This window comes from Myxococcus sp. NMCA1, from assembly GCF_026810205.1.
Lineage (GTDB): Bacteria > Myxococcota > Myxococcia > Myxococcales > Myxococcaceae > Myxococcus > Myxococcus xanthus_A.
The window spans coordinates 2764157-2788076 of the sequence record NZ_CP113950.1 but is presented as its reverse complement, the minus strand read 5'-3'; the positions used below and the strand labels follow the sequence as shown (position 1 = coordinate 2788076).

Genomic DNA, 23920 nt, shown 5'->3' with positions numbered 1-23920 from the left:
TCATCATCACCACCACGACCACCGGCACCACGACTCGCTTCGGCGGGCGTGGAACCGTGCGCGTCACGTGGTGAGCTGACGAACGCACGGTTCCCTGCCCCGCCTTCTCCGGCCGGGGCAACCGTGCGCTCGCTCAGCGCTCCGTCCGGATGGCGTTTCACCCTTCCGAATCGGAGACGAAGCAATGCTCGACGAACACGACCACCGCGCGCTGGGCCAGCGCCTGGACCTCTTCCACCTGCAGGAAGAGGCACCCGGCATGGTGTTCTGGCACCCGCGCGGACTGCTGCTGTACCGGCTGCTGGAGGAGCACGTCCGCCAGCGCATGCGGCGCGAGGGCTACCAGGAAGTCCGAACCCCACAGCTCTACGCACAGCCCTTGTGGGAGCGCAGCGGCCACTGGGACAACTTCCGGGAGAACATGTTCCTGGTGGAGGATGGCGCGCGGCACCTGGGCGTGAAGCCGGTGAGCTGCCCAGGCCACATCGAGTTGGTGCAGCGCATGGCGCCCAGCTACCGCGACCTGCCGCTGCGCCTGGGCGAGTTCGGCCTGGTGCACCGCGCGGAGCCCGGCGGCGCGCTCCACGGCCTGTTCCGCCTGCGGCAGTTCACCCAGGATGACGGCCACATCTTCTGCGCCGAGCCGCAGGTGGTTCCGGAGGTCGTCCGCTTCGCCCGCTCGCTGAAGGAGTTCTACGCGGGCTTCGGCTTCGACGACGTCCAGGTGGCCTTCTCCGGCCGGCCCGCGTCGCGCGCGGGCCGCGATGAGCTCTGGGACAAGGCCGAGTCCTGGCTCCTCCTGGCCGCGAAGGAAGCGGGGCTCCACTGCCACATGCAGCCGGGCGAGGGCGCCTTCTACGGGCCCAAGCTGGAGTTCGTCCTGAAGGACCTGCTGGGGCGCGCGTGGCAGTGCGGCACCATCCAACTGGACCTCGTGCTGCCGGAGCGCTTCGACCTCCACTACGTCGACGCCTCCGGGGCCCGCGTCCGTCCGGTGATGCTTCACCGCGCGCTGCTCGGCAGCCTGGAGCGCTTCATCGGCGTCCTGCTGGAGCACCACGGCGGCGCGCTGCCGCCCTGGCTGGCGCCGCAGCAGGTGGTGGTGGCTGCCGTGGGTGAAGGCGCGGGCGACTACGCCGAGCGCTTCGCCGCGAAGCTCCAGGAGGCGGGCTGCCGCGCCAGCGTGGACCGGCGGGGTGAATCCCTGTCCCGCAAGGTCCTGGATGCCCACGCGGCGGGCGTCCCGTGGCTGGTGGTGGCGGGCACACGGGAGGTGGCCGCGGGCAACGTCCGCCTGCGGCAGCGGGACGGCGCGCAGCGGGACGTCCCGTGGGAGGACGCCGCGGCGGAACTCGTCGCGTCGTGCCGTCCGGCCTCGGACGCCTGAGGGTGACACCAGGGCGCGGGCGGTGAGAAACGCCGCACCGCTCGCGCCCCGTCGCTTCAGACCTGCTGGAGCCGCTCTAGCACCTCGCCCGCGTGCAGGACTTCCTCTGGCACCGTGGCCAGGTCGTCCAGGCTCAAGAGCCCCACTGGCCGCCGCTCACCGTCCACCACCACGAGGCGACGCACCATCTTCTCCTCCATCACCTTTTCCGCCACCTCGAGCGTCGCGTCCACGTCGCAGGTGATGACCGTGGCCGTCATCACCTCGCGCACGCGCGTGGTGTTCGGGTCCTGCCCCAGCGCCGCGGACCGCACCGCGATGTCCCGGTCCGTCAGCATGCCCACCAGTTGCCCACCCTCCAGCACCGGCAAGGAGCCGATGTTGCACGTGCGCATCCTCAGCGCCGCGGCCCGGATGGGCTCGCCCGCTTCGATGGTCTCCAGGTTCTTGGTCATCAGCTCGCCAATCCGCATTGCACGCTCCTCGCTTTGCATGACGCCCCTCCCACTCCCGTTGAACCCCGGCGCCCCGCCGTCGCCTCCCGGATTGCGCCTGGCCCTGAAGCGAGGAGCCAGACAAGCTCCCTCACACCTTGCTGCCCACCAGGCGCGACGCTGGGGCAGGATGCGCATCTGATGTGCGCGTGGGCCCCGGTCCGGGCCCGGACAAGGAGCAGGAAGGCATGGTCGACAAGCTCACCCTCAGCGACGACGAATGGCGCAAGCGCTTGAGCCCCCAGGAGTATGAAGTCCTCCGCCGCCACGGCACCGAGCGGCCTGGCTCCGGGTGCTTCCTGGGCACGAAGACGCCCGGCACCTACGTGTGCGCGGGCTGCGGCAATCCCCTGTTCAAGGCGGGCACGAAGTTCGAGTCCGGCACGGGATGGCCGTCCTTCACGCAGCCGGTGGCGTCCGACGCGGTGACGGAAATCCAGGACGTTTCGCACGGCATGATTCGCACCGAGGTCCGCTGTGCGCGCTGCGACGGGCACCTGGGACACGTCTTCCCCGACGGCCCACCGCCCACCGGCTGGCGCTACTGCATGAACTCGGTATCCATGAAGCACGTCCCCGAAGGCCAGCCGCTGGAGCTGGTCAAGGCGTAGCCTCCTCACGGAACGGGTGAGCGGGCCGGATGCTGTCCCGGCCCTGCTCCCCGCCCAGCGAACCCGCGGCGCTCAGCCCAACCAGACGCGGGCGTTGCGGAACATGCGCATCCAGGGGCCGTCGTCGCTCCACTCGCGAGGCCGCCACGAGTGCTGCACGGAGCGGTGCACCCGCTCCGGATGCGGCATGGTGATGGTGAAGCGCCCATCCCGCGTCGTCAGACCGGCGATGCCGTGGGGCGAGCCATTGGGGTTGGCGGGATACGTCTCCGCCACCCGCCCGTGGTTGTCCACCCAGCGCGTCGTCACCAGCCCCAGCCCGTTGACGCGGGCGGCGTCCTCCGCGCTGGGGAACTCCGCGCGGCCCTCGCCGTGCGAGGTGACGATGAGCATTCGGCTGCCTTCCATGCCCTGGTAGAAGAGCGACGGCGTCTTCGACACCTCCACCAGGGACAGGCGCGCCTCGTACTGCTCGGAGGCGTTGCGCACGAAGCGGGGGAAGTGCTCCGCGCCCGGGATGATGTCCTTGAGCTGCGACATCATCTGGCAACCGTTGCACACGCCCAGGCCAAAGCTGTCCGGCCGCGCGAAGAAGGCGGCGAAGGCGTCCCGCGCTCGCGGGTTGAAGAGGATGGACTTCGCCCACCCGCCGCCCGCGCCCAGCACGTCGCCGTAGGAGAAGCCGCCGCACGCCAGCACGCCCTTGAAGCCTTCGAGCGACACCCGCCCCGACAGGATGTCGCTCATGTGGACATCCACCGCGGCGAAGCCCGCCCGCGTGAAGGCCGCGGCCATCTCCTGCTGGCTGTTGACGCCCTGCTCCCGCAGCACGGCCACGCGAGGACGGGCCCCCTTCGCGATGAAGGGCGCGGCCACGTCCTGGGCCGGGTCAAAGGTCAGCTTCGGCGACAGGCCCGGGTCCGACGCGTCACTCCTCGCGGCGGACTCCTGGTCCGCACAGGTCGGGTTGTCGCGCAGCTTCTGCATCTCGTGGCTGACGCGGGACCACGTGCGGCGCAGGGCCAACGTGTCCGCAGACAGCAACGTGTCGCCGCCGTGGCGCACACTCACCTGGAGCGCCGTCACCGGGCGGCCCAGCTCGTGGACGTCCCGTGACAGGCTGTGCTGCGCCAGCACCTCGCGCACGCGCGCCACGTCCGATGCGCGCACCTGCACCACCGCGCCCAGTTCCTCATTGAAGAGGGCCGCCGTCACGTCGCCACCCAGCGGCGCCAGGTCCACGTCCAGGCCGCAACGGCCCGCGAAGACCATCTCACACAGCGTGGCCCACAGGCCGCCGTCGGAGCGGTCGTGGTACGCCAACAGCGAGCCGCTTTCGCTGAGCGCCTGCACCGCGGCGAAGAAGCCACGCAGCAGCGCGGGGTCCTCCACGTCCGGGCTCTCCGGCCCCACCTGCCCGTTGACGTGGGCCACCACGGAGCCGCCCAGCCGCTGCTTCCCGCGCGCCAGGTCGATGAAGAGCAGCCGCGTGTCGTCCGCCACGTCCACCAGCTGCGGCGTCAGGGACTTGCGCACGTCCAGCACCGGCGCGAACGCGGAGATGATGAGCGACACCGGCGCCGTCACTGCCTTGCGGGCACCGCCCTCCTCCCAGACGGTCCGCATGGACATGGAGTCCTTGCCCACGGGGATGGTGAGGCCCAGCGCGGGGCACAGCTCCATGCCCACCGCGTGGACAGCGGCGTAGAGGCTGGCGTCCTCGCCCGGGCTGCCCGCCGCGGCCATCCAGTTGGCGGACAGCTTCACGTCGGACAGCTTGCCGATGCGGGCCGCGGCGATGTTGGTGAGCGCCTCGCCCACCGCCATGCGCGCCGAGGCCGCCGCGTCGATGAGGGCCAGCGGCGTGCGCTCGCCCATGGCCATGGCCTCACCGGTGGTGCTCGTCACGGTGGACAGCGTCACCGCGCAGTCCGCCACCGGCACCTGCCAGGGGCCCACCATCTGGTCCCGGTTGCTGAGCCCGGACACGGTGCGGTCGCCAATGGTGATGAGGAAGCTCTTGTCCGCCACCGTGGGGTGGCTCAACACGCGCTCCGCCAGCACCGCCAGTGAGCCATCCAGCGTCAGCGGCGCGAACGACACCGGGCGCGACGTCACGTCGCGGTGCATGCGCGGCGCCTTGCCGAACAGCACGTCCATGGGCAGGTCGATGGGCGCGTTGCCGAACTGCGTGTCCCCCAGCTTCAGGGTCTGCTCGGCGGTGGCGTCACCCAGCACGGAGAAGGGCGCGCGCTCCCGCTCGCACAGTGCGGCGAAGCTGGCCAGGTCCTCCGGCGCCACGCCCAGCACGTAGCGCTCCTGCGCCTCGTTGCACCAGATCTCCACCGGCGACATGCCCGGCTCGGCGTTGGGCACCGCGCGCAGCTCCAGGCGTCCGCCCAGGTCGTTGTCGTGGGCCAGCTCCGGCACCGCGTTGGACAGACCACCGGCGCCCACGTCGTGGATGGAGCGGATGGGGTTCTTGTCGCCCAGCGCCCAGCAGCTGTCGATGACCTCCTGGCAGCGACGCTCCATCTCCGCGTTGTCCCGCTGCACGGAGGCGAAGTCGAGGTCCGCCGCGCTCGCGCCCTGCGCCATGGAGGACGCCGCGCCACCGCCCAGGCCGATGAGCATCGCGGGCCCGCCCAGGACGATGAGCTTGTCACCCGGCTGCAGGCGCCCCTTCTGCACGTGCGGCGCGCGGATGTTGCCCAGGCCACCGGCAATCATGATGGGCTTGTGGTAGCCGCGCACCTCCACGCCACCGGGCGTGGGGACCTGCACCTCGTAGCTGCGGAAGTAGCCCGTGAGGTTCGGCCGGCCAAACTCGTTGTTGAAGGCCGCGCCGCCCAGTGGGCCGTCCACCATGATGTCCAGCGCGGAGACGATGCGGTCCGGCTTGCCGTAGGGCTGCTCCCAGGGCTGCTCGAAGCCCGGAATGCGCAGGTGGCTCACGCTGAAGCCGGTGAGGCCCGCCTTGGGCCGGGCGCCACGGCCGGTGGCCCCCTCATCGCGAATCTCGCCGCCCGCGCCGGTGGCGGCGCCCGGGTACGGGGAGATGGCCGTCGGGTGGTTGTGCGTCTCCACCTTGATCATGATGTGGGCCGGCTCGCGCACGGAGCCCCACTCACGAGATTCGGGGGACGGGAAGAAGCGGTCCACCTCGAAGCCTTCGATGACAGCCGCGTTGTCCTTGTACGCGCCGAGCACGCCTTCCTTGTGCTGGACGTAGGTGTTCTTGATGGCCTGGAAGAGCGAGCGCTCCTGCGGCTTGCCGTCGATGGTCCAGCTCGCGTTGAAGATCTTGTGCCGGCAGTGCTCGCTGTTGGCCTGCGCGAACATCATCAGCTCGACGTCGGTGGGGTTGCGCTTCAGCTCGGTGAAGCGCGCCACCAGGTAGTCCATCTCGTCGTCGGCCAGGGCCAGGCCCAGCTCGCGGTTGGCGGTCACCAATGCCGCGCGGCCTCCGCCCAGCACGTCCACCGTCGTGAAGGGCCGAGGCGTGTGCCCGGCGAACAGGATGGCCGCGTCCTCCAGACGCCCCACCACCGTCTGCGTCATCCGGTCATGCAGCACCGGCCTCAGGCGCTCCAGATCCGCGTCCTGCAACGCCTGCCCGTTGGGGCCCGCGATGAAGAAGGCGGTGCCGCGCTCCATGCGCCGCACCCGCTCGCCCAGCCCGCAGTTGTGGGCAATGTCCGTGGCCTTGGAGGACCAGGGGGAGATGGTGCCCGGCCGAGGCAGCACGAGCAGCAGGCTGCCGGCGCGCGCCCCCGTGGCCACGCGGGGCCCGTAGTCGAGCAGGCGGCCCAGGGTGGCCAGGTCCGCCTCGGAGAGGGGCGCCGGAGCGTCGATGAGGTGCACGAACTCCGCATAGACGGATGAAACGGAGGGCACCCGCTCGCGGCACTGGGCCAGGAGCTTGGCGAGCCTGAAGTCAGAAAGGGCCGGAGCCCCACGCAGGGTGTGCATGCTGGACATGGGTCGAGATCGTGGCTCTGGGTAACAGCGGGGCCGTCCTTATCACCGTGCGTCGGCCCGGCGCGTGAAGAGTTCACGCCGGGACGCCTGCCGGACATGCGGGCAGGAGCCACGGTAGGTGTCAGCCGCACGTCAGAGCCTGCGCAGCGCTCGTGACAAAGCGGGAAGCACCGCCAACAGACTTACCGGTCCCCCAGGGCCACCCCGAGCCCCAGGCTCCAGGAGAACCCATGCGCCCACGTCACGCCGGGGTGACGCAGGCCTTGGTAGAGCACCTCCGTGCTGGCGACGAAGTTCGCGCCCCGCGGGAGCAAGCAACCTTCGCGGCCTCCTTCACGTTCCACCAGTGAGCAACCACCGTGCGGGATGCCCCTCACCAGGCGTGCTTTCGCGCCGCTATGCCGCTTCTCGCTCCGGGACCTCCGGAGGCGGCGCCTCCAGTGTCGCCAGGTGGGCCCTGGCCAACCCCAGGTTGTCATTGTCCAGCGGGTGGAAGGAGGGGCGCAGGTACTGCCGCAAGCCCCGTCCCAGCACCTGGAACAGCACCGGGTCCTTCCGGTGAGCGCGCCACAGCTCGCGCAGCAGCCCCATCCACCCCAGCCCACGCTCCTGGCGCAGCAGCGTCACCGTGGCGGCGAACCACAGGGCGAAGAGCGACAACACGGCCAGCACCATGCCCAACACGCGCAGCCCATAGCCCGGTGCCACCTTCCGCAGCACGTCGAAGGCCACCGCCTTGTGCTCAATCTCCTCGGCGGCGTGCCATTCGATGAGGTTGCGCATCGCCGGGTGGCCGTCCGCGAACACGCCCAGCGTCAGCGTGTTCTCGCCCATCAGCGCCGTGTAGTGCTCCAGCGCGGCGGTGATGGACAGCCTCAGCGACGGTGGAAGCTTCGCGTCGATGACGCCCCAGAGGAATGACTCGTACCGCTGCATGAAGCGGCGGATGTCGTAGCCCTGGGACTCCAGCAGCTCGATGTAGTCCTGGTGCTCGCGCGCGTGCTTGCCTTCCTGCGCGAAGAAGGCCTTCACCTGCGCGCGCAGCGCGGGCGTGTCCGCCAGCTGCCGCATGTAGTGGTTGACGCTGCGCACGAAGAACCGCTCGCCCTGGGGGAAGAGCATGTTGAGCCCGTTCCACAGGTGCGTGGTGCCAGGGCCGTTGCGGTGCCAGATGCGCGGGAAGCTCGCGTCGAAGGGGAACTGGAGGTGCGGTCGCGGCCGGATGCGTCCGGGGTCGTGGGGGGAGACCATGGAGAGCTCTCGTGACGGAAGACCAGGAAGGTTCAAGGGAGTGCCGGACGTCGCGGCCGGGCCCTGCTGACGGCCTCCGCGACGAGCACATCCCGGAAGGCCAGCAGCTTCTCGCGCGTGCCCAGGGCACCACTGCCCGCGAGCGCCGCGAAGAAGCGCTTGCGCACGCCCGAGGGCGTCGCGTGGAGGACCTCCGTCACGCAGAGGGCCACGCCGCCCCCCACGGCACACAGCGGCCGCATCGTGTTGAAGAAGAGCGGGGAATGCCGCGCCAGCGCTTCATCATCGTCGACCTCCAAGGTGATTTTGGACAGCAGGGCATTGCCTCCCAGGGCGGCGGGCACCTGCCGCAGCAAGGGTGTGAAGGCGAAGCCGTGCGTGGTGAGGGAGGGCATCCACCACGGCAGCGTCGGTGAGTACAACGTGGTGAAGATGTCCTCCAGCACGCCGCCGCCCCGCCGCGTCTGCTCCAGCAGGTGCGCGACGTGAGAGGGCGTCATCGGCCCTGTGCGCGTCCGCGAGGGCACCACCGCGATACCAATGCGCCGCCACTTCCGCGCCACGGTGTGCGGCGACGCGGGCAGCACCGGCACCAGCAGCGTGGGATTGTCGACGGGGAACACGCCCTCGCCGGCCCGCTGCACCGCCTGGAGCATCGCGCAGGTGAGGTTCCGGAAGTCGAGCCCCTCCGGCAGCTCCACTCGCAGCAGCGGCGACGGCTCCTCGGGACCGGTGAGCCATTCGCCCGGCGCCGCGCGCCCCGCCCTGCGCGGCAACCCCTCCGAGGCCGCCAGCGAGAGCTCGGCCATCGCGGTGCCATCCATCACCAGGTGGTCGAAGCTCAGCTCCAGGGCGCCCGTCGCCACGTCCACTCTCGCACCGAACCAGGCGCTCGACGTCAGCAGGTGGGACGTCCAGGCGCTGTCGCCTCGCGAGGCGCGGTCCACCAGCACCTGCGGGAACAAGCCATCCCGGCGTGCCTCGGCCAGCGAGCGGCTGGGCGTGCGTGCCAGCAACGCCGCCACCGCATCAGGCGTCAGCGCCGCGTCGTCCAGGGACAAACGCACCACCTGGAGCCCACCGTCCTCGCACGTGATGGCGGCGGTGAGGACGTCCGCGTCCTGGGCGCGTTGGCGTGCATCGGAGCCTTCACGGCCCAGGCGCGCCACCCAGACGTCCAGGGGCTGGTTCTGCCGGCGCACGCCGCGGCTGTCGCGGTACCAGCGCGCCACACGCGCCAGCAGCACCGGTGCCCACGTCCCGCCGTCCGTTTCCACGCCCAACGGCTGCACCGTCACCATGATGCGGCGCGAGCGGGGCTCGGTCGTCAGGAACTGCTCCCACGTCGTCAGCGCGGGCACCACCTGGGTCGGCCGCCGCGCCGGAAACAGCCGCCGCCACCCGTCGCAGAAACGCACGAGCCCGCTGATGGCATGACGCGCCACGGGATGCAGGTGTGGAAACTGATGCGTCAACGCCGCATGCACGCGTCCGATGACGTCAACGTCCTGGGCTTCATCCGGAAACGGGAGGGGACCGGATCCGTCCATGGCACACCTCCGAGTGGTCAACGGGGGGATGACCCACGGCATTGGCTGCGTAGCCTACCGGACACGCCACCTGTACCGTCAGGTCATTGCGCCATTTCACTTACAGCCACGCTTTTTGACCTGCCTGCGCGGGTGAAACACGACTCACGAAGGCGACCCCTCACGGAGCGCATGGGAAGCTCACGCAGTGGGCGTGACACACAGCGCATCAGCCGGGACGGAATCTTCGCGCGACGTGCCACGTCGGCCGGCAAAAATGTCTGCCATTGAATGCAAGCGAGCAAGCACGCCTGCATTCACCCCAGATGCCTCCTGGTATTCTTTGACAGCCCGACATTCCCATGCACTCCCGCCCGGGGTGTCGGCGCAGGAGCATCCATGTCTCTCATCCGCCGTCCCTTCGCCTGGAGTGCCGCCCTGCTGCTGACGTTCGCGACCGTCGCGGCGGCCGACCCCATCAGCTCCGAGCCCGAGGAACTCTGTGAAAACAGCGCGAGCACGGAGTCCTCGCTGGCCATCTGCTTCCAATCCTTCTGTGACGAGGACTGGCAGTGCGCGAACGCGTGTCCCAGCGCGCAGACGGCCACCTGCGTGAACTCCGTGTGCGAGTACACCTATCGAACGGGCGGCGGCACCGGCGGCCCGGGTGGCCCCTTCTGCCCGACGATGCTCTGTGCGGATGACTACCACTGTCAGTGCGGAGACCGTCAGGGCTACTGCGGCTTCGACTCCATCTGCTACTTCTAGGCCGCTCGACGCGTCGTTCCGCTCGTCAGGCTCCGGGAAGAAAGCCCGCGCCGGTGAGTCCGGCGCGTCGGTGGACACCTTCCCGGAGTCGCAATGCCACGCCTGCTCGACAGCCTTCCCCTTCTCTACCGCGACCTCCTTCCTGACTTCTTCCGGCAGGACGTTCCCGAGGAGAGCAAGGCCACCTGTTCGAACTGCGCCATGTGCCAGGACTCCGCGCAGGGCGCCGTCGACTCCGTGGACGGCGTGAGCCGCATGTTCCGGCCGGACACCAAGTGCTGCACGTACTCACCGCGCCTGCCCAACTACCTGGTGGGCGCGCTGCTGTCCGATGACCGCCCCGAGCTGGCGGAGGGCCGGCGCCGCATGGAGGCGAAGGTCGCCAGCCGCGTGGGCGTCACGCCGCAGTGGGTGAAGCCGCCCGCCAAGTTCCAGCTCCTCTACAAGAACGGCCACCAGTTCTTCGGCCGGGCCGCGTCCCTGCGCTGCGGCTACTTCTCCGCGGACAGCGGCGGCTGCACCATCTGGCCCTACCGCGAAGCCGTCTGCTCCACCTTCTTCTGCAAGTACGTGGCGGGCGCGGACGGCCGCAAGTTCTGGATGTCCCTCAAGACGTACCTGACGCTGGCCGAAATCCAGCTGTCACGCTGGACGGCGCTCCAGCTCCTCCCCGACTACGTGCTGTCCGGCAGGGACCGCGCGGAGACGCAGCCCGGGCCGCTCACCGTGGAGGACCTGGATGACACCGCGCCGCCCGCCAAGGCCTACGCGGCGCTGTGGAAGGGTTACGAAGGACTCGAGCTCGACTACTTCCGGGAGTGCTACCGCCTGGTGAAGGCGCTGCCCCCGGACGGCGTGGAGAAGCTGCTGGGCCTGGATGGCACCATCGAGCTGAAGACGCTGGAGAAGCTCCACCACACCGCCGTGGCGCCCCAGCTGCCGCGCACGCTCAAGCTCAACCCCGATGCCACCGTGCAGTGGATGCAGGACGGCAGCGTGGCCCTGGGCGCCTACAGCGAATACGACGCCGTGGCCCTGCCCGGTGAAGCCTATGGCCTGCTCGTCGACTTCACCGGACGCGAGCCCGTGGACGCCGTGCGCCAGCACCTGCGCGAGAACAAGCAGGCGGACCTGTCCGAGGACGTCCTGCTGGAGCTTTACCGGCACCGCATCCTCGTGGACGCGTGAGGCAGGCGTCCGGCTACGGCTGCTGGGACAGCTCGCCCAGCTCGCGCAGCATGCGGACGGAGGCCTGGGCGTTGCGCCACGCGAAGACCGTCTCTGACAGGTGGTCCGCCATCCACGAGCAGAAACCCGGGTCTCCGGCGCCCAGCCACGCGGCGGACTCGGACAGCTCCGTCTCGGCGGCTTCCCACGCGCGGCGGTAGGCGCTGGCCGCGGTCATCAGTTCGGACAGGGAGTGGGTGAAGGCGTCCAGGGCCGCGCGCAGCTCCAGCGGCGCGCCCGGCTCCCCCCGGCGAGAATCGCGCAGCCGGCCCAGGTGGACCAGGAGCCCCTGCTCCAGCGCGGCGGCGGTCCCCAAACGCGCCTGGGCGCCGTGGAGCAGGACCTGGAGGTCCTCGCCCAGCTCATGCAGCAGCTCCTCGTTGGAGCGCGCCACCGGGCGTCCCAGCCGCGTACACACCGCCTGCCACAGGCTGCTGTACCCCAGGAGCTCCGCTACGCCGCGGCGCACATGGGGCGGGACGCGGTCCAGGAACTCGAGCGCGCACTGACGGGCGGACATGGCCAGGGGGCCCGCGCCCGGGCCCGCCTTCGCGCACTTCAGCACCCGCCAGGCCCACTGGAGCGTCGTCTCGGTGGAGCGGAAGAGGGCTTCACAACCCGCGCTCAGCGTCCCCGCATGGCTGGCGTCCATCAGCGAGGTGGAGGTCGCGGGCACGGTCCGGGCTTCCTCGCCTGAGACCTGCTGCGGGCGTGGATCCCGTTCCGATGAACCGCGGTCCGGCGACATGCTCCGCCTCCCTAAACGCGACGAGCCCCCCAGGTATCGCATGCCATGCGCACAAGCTCCAACACCCCGTCTGGGGAGGGTTCAGGGCGCCGCGCGTGGCCTGAGACGGGCGGGATGCCCGGAGATTCAAGCCAGTGTCGTGTCGCACGGGTTGAGAAAAATCCGGCCGGGCGCCCGGAACGAGACACCCGGCCGGCGCGCATCCGCGCGGCACGCGCTTAATGAAGGGTGCGCTTGAGACGGCTGAGCCGCTCATGCGTCCGCTTCTGCGCGGGAATCAATTCCATCCGCACGAAGCGTCGATTCTCGCCATGCACCTGGTCCGCGTCGCGCTGGTAGTCGGCGAGGCCATGGTCCTCGCCCTCCTCCAGCGCCTGGATGGCGGCCTTCTCGCCCAGGACGTCCGCGCCGCCTTGGACCAGCTTGGCGAAGGTGCCCCACATGCCAGAGCTCTCCACGGGCTCACCGCCCATCCTCAGGATGCGCTCGCGAATCTCCTCGACCCGGTGCTCGTGGTCGTGCTGGCAATACTCCAGCGCGTCACGGGCCAGTCCGTCAGAGACGTGCCCGATCGCCTGACGATAGGTCTCCACGGCGGAGATTTCGCCGCGCAGGAACGAATTGAGCGTCTCGACGTCCTTGTTGGTGCTCGCCATCGATGGCCTCCATGGGTGACGGGTGAATCCGGCTCGCCGCAAAGGTGATGCCCGCTGCCGCATGGGCAACGAGGGCTCGCCTCCCCGCCTCCTTCCAAGGTCTGCGCGGACGTTCACCCGCTGGCGCCGTGTCCCGCCCCCCAGGCGGGCGGACGAGCGGACGTCCCCTCGGGCCGTCCCAGCCCCGCATGCCACATCGAGGCCGACCGGTTGACGCGCGCCTGAAACAGCCGCTAGCGTAGGTCTTCGCGATGACGCACTCCCACACACCGACCGCCGCGCCGTTTGCCAGCCGCTGCTGTCCGTCGTGTACGTGTTGTCGTCAGCCGGACCTGGGTTGTTGACGCGCATAGGGGAAGCCCTTCCAAGCATCCCTCCTCGCGCTCTTCCCGGCCCGGTCTCCTGTCCCAGGAACCGGGCCGTTTTCGTTTCCTTACCCAGCCCTGCACCGCTCGCCCATGACCTTCACCGCCGACGCCCGTGTCCCCCGTTCTCCCGTGCTCCCCGCCGGGGGTGATGACGCCTGTGCCACGGGTGGTGCGTGCTGTCTGTGCCGTGCGTGTCCCGAGTGTCCCCCCGCAGGCGGGTGCCGAGCATCGAGAAGCGTGTAGCGCGTCCTTCTCGAACCTTCTTGCTCGTGCGGCCCGCCCTCGAAAGAGGCGGGCCTTTTCTTTTCCTGGAGTCACCATGTCGCCCCCGCAGTCCCATGCCTCGGCCCTGCTCGCCGAAGCCGCCGAAGTGAAGGACGCCCCCGCGCAGGACCTCCTCGCCTGGGCCGAGCGCCGCTTCGGCGCGCGCGCGGCCATCGCCTCCAGCTTCGGCGTGGAGGACATGGTCCTCATCGACCTGGCGCGCCAGCATGCGCCCAGCTTGCGCCTCTTCACGCTCGACACCGGACGCCTGCCCCCGGAGACGTACGAGCTCATGGAGGTGGTGCGCAAGCGCTACGGCGTCACCGTGGAGACGTACTTCCCGGAGCGCGCGCGCGTGGAGGCGCTGGAGTCCACGAAGGGCTACTTCTCCTTTCGCCACAGCCTGGAGGCGCGCAAGGAATGCTGCGCCATCCGCAAGGTGGAGCCCCTGTCGCGCGCGCTCGCGGGCCAACAGGCGTGGGTGACGGGACTGCGCCGTGAGCAGTCCGTCACCCGCACCGACGTGGCGACGCTGGAGGTGGACGGCGCGCATGGGCTGCTCAAGCTCAACCCGCTGGCCAGGTGGAGCAGCCGGGACATCTGGGCCTACGTCCGTGCGAAGAGCGTGCCCTACAACGCGCTCCATGACCGTGGCTACCCATCCATCGGCTGTGCGCCCTGCACGCGCGCGGTGAAGCCCTACGAGGACGAGCGCGCGGGCCGCTGGTGGTGGGAGTCCGCGGAGAACCGCGAGTGCGGCCTCCACCCGGTCCGATGAAGCGCGCCATGCCTTCACACGCCCTGGATTATCCCGTGTGCCTTCGACTCGAGGGACGCTCCGTCCTGCTGGTGGGCGGCGGCGCCATCGCGGAGGGCCGTGCCCTCGCGGTGCTCGACGCCGGCGCGCGACTGCGTGTCATCGCGCCGGAGGCCACCGCCACGCTGCGGCGGCTCGCAGCCGCTGGGCGCCTGGAATGGCAGCCCCGCTCCTACGAGGCCGGTGACGTGCGAGGCCATCACCTGGTGCTCGCGGCGACGGATGACGTGGCCGTGGGCCGGCAGGTGGCCACCGAAGCCCGAGACCTGGGCCTGTGGGTCAACACCGCGGACGAACCGGCGCTGTGTGACTTCACCCTGCCCTCCGTCGGCAGGCGCGGCCCCATCACCGTCGCCGTGTCCTCGGCGGGGCGGGCCCCCGCGCTCGCCAGCCACCTGCGCAAGACGCTCACCGCCCAGGTGACGCGACATCACATCTGGCTGGCGCGACTCAGCAGCTGGCTCCGCGAGCACCTGCCCCGAGGCGAAGCGCGCCAGCGACTGCTGAAGCAGGTGGCGGTGGGAGACATCGGCGCGCTGCTGGAGCGAGGCGAGCGCAAGGCCGCCTGGGCTCGGCTCCGCGCGGAGTTGGAGCACTGGAAGCTTCCTGGAGAGACACGATGAGAGAGCAGACGAGAGGCCGAGTGTTCCTGGTCGGCGCGGGTCCGGGAGACCCGGAGCTGTTGACCTTGCGCGCCGCGCGCGTGCTCCGGGAGGCGGACACCGTCGTTCATGACCGGTTGGTCCACCCTGGTGTGCTCGAGCATGCGCGGCCCCACGCCCGGCTCATCTACGTCGGAAAGGAGGGCGGCGGCGACTCCGTGAGCCAGGAGGAGATTCACGTCACCCTCATCGCCCAGGCGCTGCTGGGGCGCCGCGTGGTGCGGCTCAAGGGCGGTGACCCTTTCGTCTTCGGCCGCGGCGGCGAGGAAGCGCTCGCGCTGGAGGAGGCGGGCATCCCCTATGAAGTCGTGCCTGGCCTCACCGCAGGGACAGCCGTGCCCGCGGCGGCGGCCATTCCCGTCACGCACCGGGGTGTCTCCGGCGCGGTGACGTTCGCCACCGCATACCGAGGCGGCAGCGCGCCGGACTGGGACTTCCTGGCGAAGGCCCAGACGCTGGTCCTCTACATGGCGGGCAGCCGGTTGGAGGAGACGGTGCGCGCGCTGGTCGGCGCGGGGCGTTCCGCGTCCACGCCGGCCGCCGTGGTGGAGGCGGGCACGTGGGAGCATCAACGGGTGGTGGAGGCTCCGCTGAGCCACATCGCCCAGGCGGTGACGCGTGACGCGCTCGGCTCGCCGTCGCTCCTCATCGTGGGCGAGGTCGTCTCGCTGCGCGCGCGCCTGCCGTCGCTGGTGGCGCAGGGAACCTCGGAGCATGGACACGCGCCAGCGCGCGTGGCGGAGGGCGGTCATGAGTGAGCACACGTTCGCGCGGGCGTCCCACCTGTCGGAGCTGGAAGCGGAGAGCATCCACATCCTCCGGGAGACGGTGGCCGAGTTCGCCAACCCGGTGATGCTCTACAGCATCGGCAAGGACTCCCAGGTCCTGCTGCACCTGGCGCGCAAGGCCTTCCACCCCGCGCCCCTGCCCTTCCCGCTGCTCCACGTGGACACCACCTGGAAGTTCCGGGACATGTATGCGTTCCGGGACGCCTTCGTGGCGCGCCACGGACTGCGCCTCATCATCCACCAGAACCAGCGCGCGCTGGCCGAGGGCATCAACCCCTTCGACCACGGCAGCCAGAAGTACACGCACGCGATGAAGACGCAGGCGCTGCTGGAGGCGCTGGCGAAGCATGGCTTCGACGCGGCCTTCGGCGGCGCGCGGCGCGACGAGGAGAAGTCCCGCGCCAAGGAGCGGGTGTTCTCCTTCCGGGACCGGCACGGACAGTGGGACCCGCGCCGCCAGCGTCCGGAGCTGTGGAACCTCTTCAACGGCCGCGTCGACGCGGGCGAGAGCATGCGCGTCTTCCCGCTGTCCAACTGGACGGAGCTGGACGTGTGGCACTACGTGTTGCGCGAGCGCATCCCCGTGGTGCCGCTCTACTTCGCGGCGGAGCGTCCTATCATTGACCGGGGCGGCACGCTGCTCATGGTGGATGACGAGCGCATGCGGCTGCGACCCGGGGAGAAGCCCGAACTCCGGCGCGTGCGCTTCCGTACCCTGGGCTGCTACCCGCTCAGCGGCGCCATCGAGTCCTCCGCCACCACGGTGGAGACCGTCATCCACGAGATGGTGAACGCCCGCCAGTCCGAGCGGCAGGGCCGGCTCATCGACCACGACGAAGAGGGCTCCATGGAGCTCAAGAAGCGCGAGGGCTACTTCTAATGGACACCGGCTTGCAGCAACTGCTCGACCAGCATGCCGCCCGGGAGCTGCTCCGGCTCGTCGTGGTGGGCTCCGTGGATGACGGGAAGTCCACCCTCATCGGCAGGCTCCTCTACGAGTGCGACGGGCTCTTCGAGGACCAGATTTCCGCCGTGCGGAAGGCCAGCGCGAAGCGGGCCGCCGCCGTGTCCGTGCCCTCCGAGGTGCTGGTCCAGGGCCTGAAGGCCGCGGCCGGCGCGGACGAGGAGGAGCTGGACTTCTCCCTCTTCACCGACGGCCTGCGCGCCGAGCGTGAGCAGGGCATCACCATCGACGTTGCCTACCGCTACCTCAGCACCGCGCGGCGCAAGGTCATCGTCGCGGACACGCCGGGCCACATCCAGTACACGCGCAACATGGCCACCGGCGCCTCCACGGCGGACGCGGCGGTCATCCTGGTGGACGCGCGACTGGGCGTGCTGCCGCAGACGCGCCGCCACGCGTACATCGCCTCGCTGCTGGGCATTCCCTACCTCGCCGTGGCCGTGAACAAGATGGACCTCACGGGCTTCGACCGGGACACCTTCGAGCGCATCGGCACCGAGCTGGTGGACTTCGCCCACGCGCTCGGCTTCGAGGGCGTGCGGCTCTTCCCCGTCAGCGCCAGCCGGGGGGACAACATCACCCGGCCCAGCGCCCGCACGCCCTGGCATGAAGGCGGCACCCTGCTCGCGTGGCTGGAGTCCCTGCCCCACCAGCGCCGGCAGGACGACGCGCCCTTCCGCTTCCCCGTCCAGTACGTGCTCCGGCCCCACCAGGACTACCGAGGGCTGGCGGGACAGATTGCCTCCGGCACCGTCCGCGTCGGGGATGAAATCCAGGTCCATCCCTCCGGGCGGCGCACGCGCGTGGCGGGCATCGACACCTTCGACGGACCGCTGGAGGAGGCCGCGTCCCCCGCGTCCGTCACGCTGCGACTCGCGGACGAAGTGGACGCCAGCCGAGGCGACGTGCTGGCCCATGTGGACCAGCCTCCGCTGTCGCTCCACCATCTCGACGCGATGCTCGTGTGGTTCGGAGAACAGCCGCTGGACTGCTCCCGCCGCTACCTGGTGAAGCAGGCCTCGCGGACCGCGCCCGCGCACATCGAGCGGGTGCTGTGGCGCAAGGAACTGGCGGACCTGTCCGAGCAACCCGCCGAGTCCCTGTCACTCAACGACATCGGCCGGGTGCGGGTGGTGTGCCGTCGGCCGCTGCTGACCGACCCGTACCGCGACAACCGCCGCACGGGCGCCTTCATCATCATCGACGCGCTCACCCACGACACGGTGGGCGCGGGCATGGTTCTGGGGCCGGTGGAGGACTCGGCGAAGGGCGAGGTGGCCTCTTCGCTCGTCACGCAGCCCGAGCGGCGGGGGCGGCTGGGCCAGCCCGGCGCCATCGTCCTGCTGCCCGCCACGCCGGACGCCAGCTCACGCGCATTCCAGCTGGAGCGCCGGCTGTTCGACCTGGGCTGGCATGTCGCCACCGCCCCTGGTGACGTGGAGGTGGCGCTGGCGCTCGCGGCGGCGGGACTGGTGGCCCTGGTCCACTCCGACACGCCCCAGACACGCCGGGCCCTGCGTGCGGACGCCCGCGATGCCGGCGCCGCGTGGCTGGAGCTGGAAGCCAGCGAAGACCTGGAGCAACACCTCGACCAAATCCTCACCCTCCGGGAGGCCGCACGATGAGCGCATCCCCTGCCACCCACGCGTCCCCGTTCATCAATGCGCTGCTGGGTGAGGACAAGAGCGCCCTGCTGCTCAAGCTCGTGGAGGGGCTGGACACCTCCGCCTTGAACTGGCTGAGCGGCTACACGGCGGGACTGGCCGTCCGTGCGCCCCAGGCCACCGTCGTCCCGGTGACGCCCGTGCCCGTGGCCTCGCCCGCCGTTCCCTTCACCATCATCTACGGGACGCAGACAGGTAACAGCCGCCTCCTGGCCGAGCGCCTCAAGCACCAGGTAGAGTCCGCCGGACTCGCCGCGCGGCTGTTCCGGGCCAGTGACTATCCGGTGCGAGAGCTGGCCAAGGAGAAGCTGCTCTGCGTGGTCATCAGCACCCAGGGAGATGGCGACCCGCCGGACGACGCACGCGGTTTCTGTGAGTTCATCCTCGGCAAGCGCGCGCCTCGGGTGGAGGGGCTGCGCTACGCCGTGCTGGGGCTGGGAGACTCCAGCTACCCGCGCTTCTGCGAAGTGGGCCGGCTGCTCGACGTCCGCTTCGCGGAGCTGGGCGCCAGCCGGCTGTTGGAGCGCGCCGATTGCGACGTGGACTTCGAGCCCGTGGCCAAGGGTTGGCTCGACCAGGCATTCACCCTGGCGCGCGAAGCACTGACTCCGCTGGCGACGGTGACGGCCACCGTCGTGCCGCTGCGGGAGCCGCACGCCGCGCCCGCGGTCACCAAGGAAGCGCCCTACACCGCGGAGGTGCTGCTCAACCAGCGCATCACTGCGCGCGGCGCGCTCAAGGACGTGCGGCACCTGGAGCTGTCGCTCGCGGGCTCCGGGCAGGAATACGCCCCTGGCGACGCGCTGGGGGTGTGGCCCCACAATCCGCCGGAGCTGGTGGCGTCCTTCCTGTCCGAGCTGCGCCTCGACGGCGAAGCGGCCGTCACCCGTGAGGGCCGCACGCTCCCGCTGGCGCGCTGGCTCAGCGACGAGTTGGAAATCACCAAGCTCAACCGCCCCTTCCTGGAGCAGCACGCCAGGCTGTCCGGCAGCGCGGCGCTGCGCGAAGTGCTCGAACCGGGCCGCGCCGAGTCCTTCCGCGCGCTGCTGGCGGGGCATCAGGTCATCGACGTGCTCCGCGCCCACAAGGCCACCTGGGACGCCACGGAGCTGGTCCAGGCCCTGCGCCGGCTGACGCCCCGGTTGTACTCGATTGCCTCCAGCTCCAAGCGCGTGGGTGAAGAGGCGCACCTCACGGTGGCGGTGGTGGACTACACGGCCTTCGACTTGCGGCACTTCGGCGCGGCGTCGTACCACCTGGCCACGCGCACGGCCGGCACCGACACGGTCCGCGTCTTCATCGAGCCGAACGAACGCTTCCGGCTGCCGGAGGACGGCGACAAGGACGTGCTGATGATTGGCCCTGGCACCGGCGTGGCGCCCTTCCGGGCCTTCGTCCAGGAGCGCGCGGAGACCGGAGCGAAGGGCCGCAACTGGCTCTTCTTTGGTGAGCAGCACTTCCGCACCCAGTTCCTCTACCAGACGGAGTGGCAGGAGGCCCTGAAGAAGCAGACGCTGCACCGGCTGTCGCTCGCCTTCTCGCGGGACCGCGCGCAGAAGGTCTACGTGCAGCACCGGCTGCGCGAGTCCGGACGTGACGTCTACGAATGGCTCGAAGGCGGCGCCCACCTCTACGTGTGCGGCGACGCCCAGCGAATGGCCCCCGATGTCCATGAGGCACTGGTGGACATCGTCTCCACCCACGGCGGCAAGAGCCGCGAGGACGCGCACGCCTGGCTCGAGTCCCTGCGCGAGCAGCGGCGCTACCTGCGCGACGTCTACTGACCCATTCCGATTGCGAGCAACGACATGAGCCACCAGCCCAAGCCGCTCTCCGAAGTGGAGCACATCAAGACCCAGAGCCGCCTGCTCCGGGGAAGTCTGGCGGAGAGCCTGAAGGACCCGGTGACGGGCAGCCTCGCCACGCCGGACACCAGCCTCATCAAGTTCCACGGCAGCTATCAGCAGGACGACCGCGACCTGCGCGAGGAGCGGCGTCAGCAGAAGCTGGAGCCCGACTACAGCTTCATGCTCCGCACCCGCCTGCCCGGCGGCGTCTGCACACCGGCCCAGTGGCTGGCGATGGACGCCCTGGCGCGCGAGCACGCCAACCACACGCTGCGCATCACCACGCGGCAGGCTTTCCAACTTCACGGCATCATCAAGGACGACCTCCGGCCCACCATCGCCCGCATCAACGAAGCGATGATGGACACGCTGGCCGCCTGCGGCGACGTGAACCGCAACGTGCTGTGCAACCCCAATCCGGTGGACTCGCGCGTCCACGAGACTGTGTACCAGTGGGCGGTGCGCATCTCCGAGCACCTGCTACCGAAGACGCGCGCCTACTTCGAAATCTGGCTGGGGAAGGAGAAGGTGGCCGGCGGTGAGGACGAGCCCATCTACGGCTCCACGTACCTGCCCCGGAAGTTCAAGGCCGCCGTGGCGGTGCCGCCCCTCAACGACGTGGATGTCTTCGCGCAGGACCTGGGCTTCATCGCCATCATCGAGGGCGACGCGCTCGTGGGCTTCAACGTCGCCGTGGGCGGCGGCATGGGCGCCACGCACGGTGACGCGGCCACCTATCCCCGGCTGGCGGACGTCGTCGGCTTCATCCCGCCGGAGCAGACGCTCGCCGTCGCCGAGGAGGTGGTGAAGATTCACCGCGACTTCGGGGACCGCACCAACCGCAAGCACGCGCGCCTGAAGTACGTCCTGGAGGAGCGCGGCGTCCCCTGGTTCACGGCGGAGTTGGAGAAGCGGCTCGGCTTCGCGCTCCAGTTGGCGCGCCCCTTCGCCTTCGAGCACAACGGAGACCGCTTCGGGTGGACGGAAGGCCATGACGGCCGGTGGCATCTGACGCTGCACCTGGACAGCGGCCGCGTGGCGGACCGGCCCGGCGCCGCGCACTTGACGGGCCTGCGGGAGATCGCGCGCATCCACACCGGGGACTTCCGTCTCACGGCGAACCAGAACCTCGTCATCGCTGGTGTGACGCCCGAGGCCCGCGACGCCATCGACGCACTGGTGACGGCGCACGTGCTGGACAGCTTCCGCAGCGCCAGCCCCGTGCGCCGCAACGCGCTGGCCTGCGTGGCGCTGCCGACGTGCGGGCTCGCCATGGCGGAGGCGGAGCGCTACCTGCCCGCTTTCGTGGGACGGCTGGAGGACCGGCTGCGGGCGCATGGACTGCAGGACGCAAACCTGCTGCTCCGCATCACCGGGTGCCCCAACGGCTGCGCGAGGCCGTACCTGGCGGAGGTGGGACTCGTGGGCAAGGCGCCGGGCCGCTACAACCTGCACCTGGGCGGAGATGCGCGAGGCCAGCGCCTCAACCGCCTCTACCGGGAGAACATCGACGAGGACGCCATCCTCGCCGCGCTGGAGCCACTGTTCGAGGGCTACGCACGCGAGCGACAGCCCGGTGAAGGCTTTGGCGACTTCGTGGTGCGCGCTGGGCACGTCCCCAGCCCAGCCGTTCAGCCTCGACCGTCCTGAGTCGACGCGCCTCAATCGGAACGCGGGCGGCGCAAGCCGTGGTCAGCCGCCCGCGCCCCGCACCGCCGTGAGGAGCAGGTCGTACTTGCCGCCCAGGAACGTGCGGAAGCCGTGCTGGTGCAGATAGCGACGGTAGAAGGACAGGTCCTTCACCAGCAGCGACAGGTCAGGCTCGCGCAGGTTCCGCACCCGCGCGCCGTAGACGACCTCGCCATCCCGGAAGCGGGAGTTGGGAAAGCCCAGCAGCAGCGCCGAGCTCGGCTCCAGGTGCTCCTGCACGAGCTTGCGCAGCAGCGCATGGTCATCCACACCGGGGCTCTGCAGCGTGCCCACGGACACCACCAGGTGGAAGCGTCCCAGGTCCTCCGGCAACGCATTGAGGTCGGCGACGACGAAGCGATGCCGAGCATCGGGGAAGCGAGCGCGCGCCTCTTCGATGGCGCTGGCGCTGTGGTCCACCCCCACGAAGCGCACGTCGGGGCTTTCCTCGAGCCACGAGAACGCCGCCAGTTCATCCCCGCGATTGACGCCCAGGTCGAGCACGCGAGCGGACGCCGGCAACCGGATGCGCCCAAGCGCTTCGAGCCAGGGCAACAGGAAGCCCGCGTCCTCCAGCTTGCGCAGACGCGCGAACGCGGAGGCCGCGCCGTAGCGTTCTTGCGGTGACACCGCTTCGTCCGCCAGGCCCCCCGCGTGCCAGGGCGCCTCGGGCCCCAGTCGCTCGAAGGTCAGCGCGATGTGCGTCACATCCACCGCCCGGGGCGTGAGCAGCCGGCACGCGAGCCCCTCCGCCAGGTCGCACCAACTGCGCAGGGGCCGATGGAGCAGCGCGCCGGACGGGCCCACACGCTCGCCAGGGTAGCACCCCCTGCCCAGGTCCGGGTCTGGCACCTCGATGGTGACGGGCCCCGCACCGAGCAACGCCAGCAAGTGCCGCTGGATGTGGATCAGGGACTCGGCATGGAAGCGGCGAGGGTGCGAGGCGGACTCGGTGGGGCTCGGCATGATGCCGCGGAGCCTATCGCGGCATCTGTCCTGTTCCGTGGCTTCCGCGCCGTGCACAATCTCCCCCATTCGAAGGCCCGCACCGCCGAGGTATTCCATGCATCGGTTTCGCACCCCTTCCGCCCTGCTCGCCGCCGTCGCCCTCCTGGGCTGTCAGTCCAACAAGGAGGACAAGCCGGCCGCGCCCCCTGCCCCCGCCGCAGCGCCCAGCGCGGAGGCCGTGCCCGCACCTCCGCCCAAGCCCGCTCCGCCTCCCGCCGAGGCACAGACGGAGCTCGGCTACCTCAAACCCACCGAGGACGCCGAACACTGCGAATGGATGCGCCAGCCCTTGAAGGGCACGGCCACCCGCGTCTTCCGCTTCGACGCCTATTGCGACAGGTCCTCGGTGTCATGGAGTCCGGATGGCAAGCAGGGACTCCTCTTCACGTGGCCCTCGGGCGAAGGGGAGGTCCCGCGTGCCTGGCGCGTGGACGTCGCCGCGAAGTCCGGGCAGCCACTGGACCTGAAGTCCCTGCCCGGAGGAAACAGCGCCGGAAACCCCAACGAGCCCTCTGTGTTGCGCGTCGGCTTCGACGCGCAGGGCCGACCGGTGGCGATCGTCGTCCTGGCCTCTGAATCGAAGGGGCCCATCACCTTCGATGGCGAGAGATTCCCCGTTCCGAAGGGCAAGGGCGTGCCGGGACTGGCCATGGCCTATCGCCTGGAGGACGGCGGCTGGAAGCGCATCGAGATCAAGGCGGCCCGCTTCCAGGAGGACTCGCCTTCCGAGTACGGCGTGCTCGAAGCGGAGGCGACCCTCACGCCGACATGGACGGCCTCACTGCCCACCCGGATTCCTGGCAGCAAGGCCGCGCCGACGATGGCGAAGGAACTGAATGCGCAGGAGTCGGGGAGCGAGGGAGCGGGCTGGTGGATGGAGCTGCCCGGCCCGGACGGCACGCTCTACTACCGGGCACGCCAGGAGGGCCCCATGCTCGTGCTTGGACAGCCCCTGCTCTGGGCCCGTGGAGACCAGCGCCTGTCCTTGAAGGACCTCACGGAGCCGGACGCGTACCTGGGCTTCCAGTTCGACCGGGGACTCCTGCTGGTCACCTCCTACGGAGGTTATGCGGCGGCCACCGTCTGGGACCCGAAGACGCAGCAGCGCGTGGTGTCCGTGCCGGACGTCTACGCGCCCGCCTTCTGGCCCACGCCCTGAGCGCCGGAAAGACGACGGCCCGGCGCCCACGTAGGGAG

Annotated in this window: 20 protein-coding genes; 12 read left to right on the top strand and 8 right to left on the bottom strand. The window is 70.2% G+C overall.

Annotated elements, in window-relative coordinates:
* Positions 1 to 184 precede the first annotated feature (184 nt).
* Positions 185 to 1387: a threonine--tRNA ligase gene (gene thrS, locus OZ403_RS12060; protein ID WP_268784273.1), complete on the top strand. Its 1203-nt coding sequence runs from the start codon at positions 185 to 187 to the stop codon at positions 1385 to 1387.
* Between the two features lie 56 nt (positions 1388 to 1443).
* On the opposite strand, the gene OZ403_RS12055 is transcribed toward thrS, so the two are convergent.
* A complete protein-coding gene (locus tag OZ403_RS12055) occupies positions 1444 to 1881 on the bottom strand; it encodes a CBS domain-containing protein (RefSeq protein WP_237078240.1) in 438 nt (145 codons plus the stop codon).
* 188 nt (positions 1882 to 2069) lie between these two features.
* Between OZ403_RS12055 and msrB the strand changes: the two genes are divergently transcribed.
* Entirely contained in the window at positions 2070 to 2492 is a 423-nt protein-coding gene (gene msrB, locus OZ403_RS12050; RefSeq protein ID WP_268784272.1) for a peptide-methionine (R)-S-oxide reductase MsrB, read from the top strand.
* Between the two features lie 72 nt (positions 2493 to 2564).
* Here msrB and purL read toward each other — a convergent pair whose 3' ends face one another.
* The 4 genes from purL to OZ403_RS12030 form a co-directional block, all read right to left on the bottom strand.
* Positions 2565 to 6473, bottom strand: a complete 3909-nt coding sequence (purL, locus tag OZ403_RS12045; protein WP_140853797.1) for a phosphoribosylformylglycinamidine synthase — start codon at positions 6471 to 6473, stop codon at positions 2565 to 2567.
* A gap of 182 nt (positions 6474 to 6655) precedes the next feature.
* A complete protein-coding gene (locus OZ403_RS12040) occupies positions 6656 to 6787 on the bottom strand; it encodes a hypothetical protein (protein WP_257792140.1) in 132 nt (43 codons plus the stop codon).
* An 82-nt stretch (positions 6788 to 6869) separates the two neighbouring features.
* The gene (locus OZ403_RS12035) at positions 6870 to 7724 is read right to left on the bottom strand and encodes a metal-dependent hydrolase (protein ID WP_268784271.1); all 855 of its coding nucleotides are present in this window, start codon (positions 7722 to 7724) and stop codon (positions 6870 to 6872) included.
* Between the two features lie 32 nt (positions 7725 to 7756).
* Positions 7757 to 9274, bottom strand: a complete 1518-nt coding sequence (locus tag OZ403_RS12030; protein WP_268784270.1) for a hypothetical protein — start codon at positions 9272 to 9274, stop codon at positions 7757 to 7759.
* 378 nt (positions 9275 to 9652) lie between these two features.
* Here OZ403_RS12030 and OZ403_RS12025 point away from each other — a divergent pair, with 378 nt between their 5' ends.
* The gene (locus tag OZ403_RS12025; protein WP_237078238.1) at positions 9653 to 10021 is read left to right on the top strand and encodes a hypothetical protein; all 369 of its coding nucleotides are present in this window, start codon (positions 9653 to 9655) and stop codon (positions 10019 to 10021) included.
* 93 nt (positions 10022 to 10114) lie between these two features.
* A complete protein-coding gene (locus OZ403_RS12020; protein WP_140874229.1) occupies positions 10115 to 11209 on the top strand; it encodes a hypothetical protein in 1095 nt (364 codons plus the stop codon).
* Between the two features lie 13 nt (positions 11210 to 11222).
* Here OZ403_RS12020 and OZ403_RS12015 read toward each other — a convergent pair whose 3' ends face one another.
* Both OZ403_RS12015 and OZ403_RS12010 read right to left on the bottom strand, forming a co-directional pair.
* Positions 11223 to 11924, bottom strand: a complete 702-nt coding sequence (locus OZ403_RS12015) for a hypothetical protein (RefSeq protein ID WP_237078237.1) — start codon at positions 11922 to 11924, stop codon at positions 11223 to 11225.
* Between the two features lie 290 nt (positions 11925 to 12214).
* The gene (locus OZ403_RS12010) at positions 12215 to 12652 is read right to left on the bottom strand and encodes a DUF2383 domain-containing protein (RefSeq protein WP_268784269.1); all 438 of its coding nucleotides are present in this window, start codon (positions 12650 to 12652) and stop codon (positions 12215 to 12217) included.
* A gap of 687 nt (positions 12653 to 13339) precedes the next feature.
* Here OZ403_RS12010 and OZ403_RS12005 point away from each other — a divergent pair.
* Genes OZ403_RS12005 through cysI form a run of 7 tightly spaced genes read left to right on the top strand, consistent with a single transcriptional unit; the run spans position 13340 to position 21676 of the window.
* On the top strand, positions 13340 to 14062 hold the full coding sequence (locus OZ403_RS12005; protein ID WP_268784268.1) for a phosphoadenylyl-sulfate reductase: 723 nt from the start codon (positions 13340 to 13342) through the stop codon (positions 14060 to 14062).
* The gene (locus OZ403_RS12000; RefSeq protein WP_268784866.1) at positions 14059 to 14724 is read left to right on the top strand and encodes a precorrin-2 dehydrogenase/sirohydrochlorin ferrochelatase family protein; all 666 of its coding nucleotides are present in this window, start codon (positions 14059 to 14061) and stop codon (positions 14722 to 14724) included. The genes OZ403_RS12005 and OZ403_RS12000 overlap by 4 nt, the downstream gene beginning before the upstream one ends.
* Positions 14721 to 15521, top strand: coding sequence for a uroporphyrinogen-III C-methyltransferase (gene cobA, locus OZ403_RS11995; protein WP_140853784.1), 801 nt, complete (start codon positions 14721 to 14723; stop codon positions 15519 to 15521). The genes OZ403_RS12000 and cobA overlap by 4 nt, the downstream gene beginning before the upstream one ends.
* Positions 15514 to 16431 (top strand): sulfate adenylyltransferase subunit CysD, encoded by a 918-nt coding sequence (gene cysD / locus OZ403_RS11990; RefSeq protein ID WP_268784267.1) that lies wholly within the window; start codon positions 15514 to 15516, stop codon positions 16429 to 16431. The genes cobA and cysD overlap by 8 nt, the downstream gene beginning before the upstream one ends.
* Entirely contained in the window at positions 16431 to 18140 is a 1710-nt protein-coding gene (locus OZ403_RS11985; RefSeq protein WP_268784266.1) for a sulfate adenylyltransferase subunit 1, read from the top strand. Before cysD ends, OZ403_RS11985 begins: the two co-directional genes overlap by 1 nt.
* A complete protein-coding gene (locus OZ403_RS11980) occupies positions 18137 to 19963 on the top strand; it encodes an assimilatory sulfite reductase (NADPH) flavoprotein subunit (protein WP_268784265.1) in 1827 nt (608 codons plus the stop codon). The genes OZ403_RS11985 and OZ403_RS11980 overlap by 4 nt, the downstream gene beginning before the upstream one ends.
* A 24-nt stretch (positions 19964 to 19987) precedes the next feature.
* Positions 19988 to 21676, top strand: coding sequence for an assimilatory sulfite reductase (NADPH) hemoprotein subunit (gene cysI / locus OZ403_RS11975; protein WP_268784264.1), 1689 nt, complete (start codon positions 19988 to 19990; stop codon positions 21674 to 21676).
* 42 nt (positions 21677 to 21718) lie between these two features.
* On the opposite strand, the gene OZ403_RS11970 is transcribed toward cysI, so the two are convergent.
* Positions 21719 to 22681: a class I SAM-dependent methyltransferase gene (locus OZ403_RS11970; protein ID WP_268784263.1), complete on the bottom strand. Its 963-nt coding sequence runs from the start codon at positions 22679 to 22681 to the stop codon at positions 21719 to 21721.
* 97 nt (positions 22682 to 22778) lie between these two features.
* Here OZ403_RS11970 and OZ403_RS11965 point away from each other — a divergent pair, with 97 nt between their 5' ends.
* Complete coding sequence (locus tag OZ403_RS11965; protein ID WP_268784262.1) at positions 22779 to 23882, top strand: hypothetical protein; 1104 nt, start codon at positions 22779 to 22781, stop codon at positions 23880 to 23882.
* Positions 23883 to 23920 lie beyond the last annotated feature (38 nt).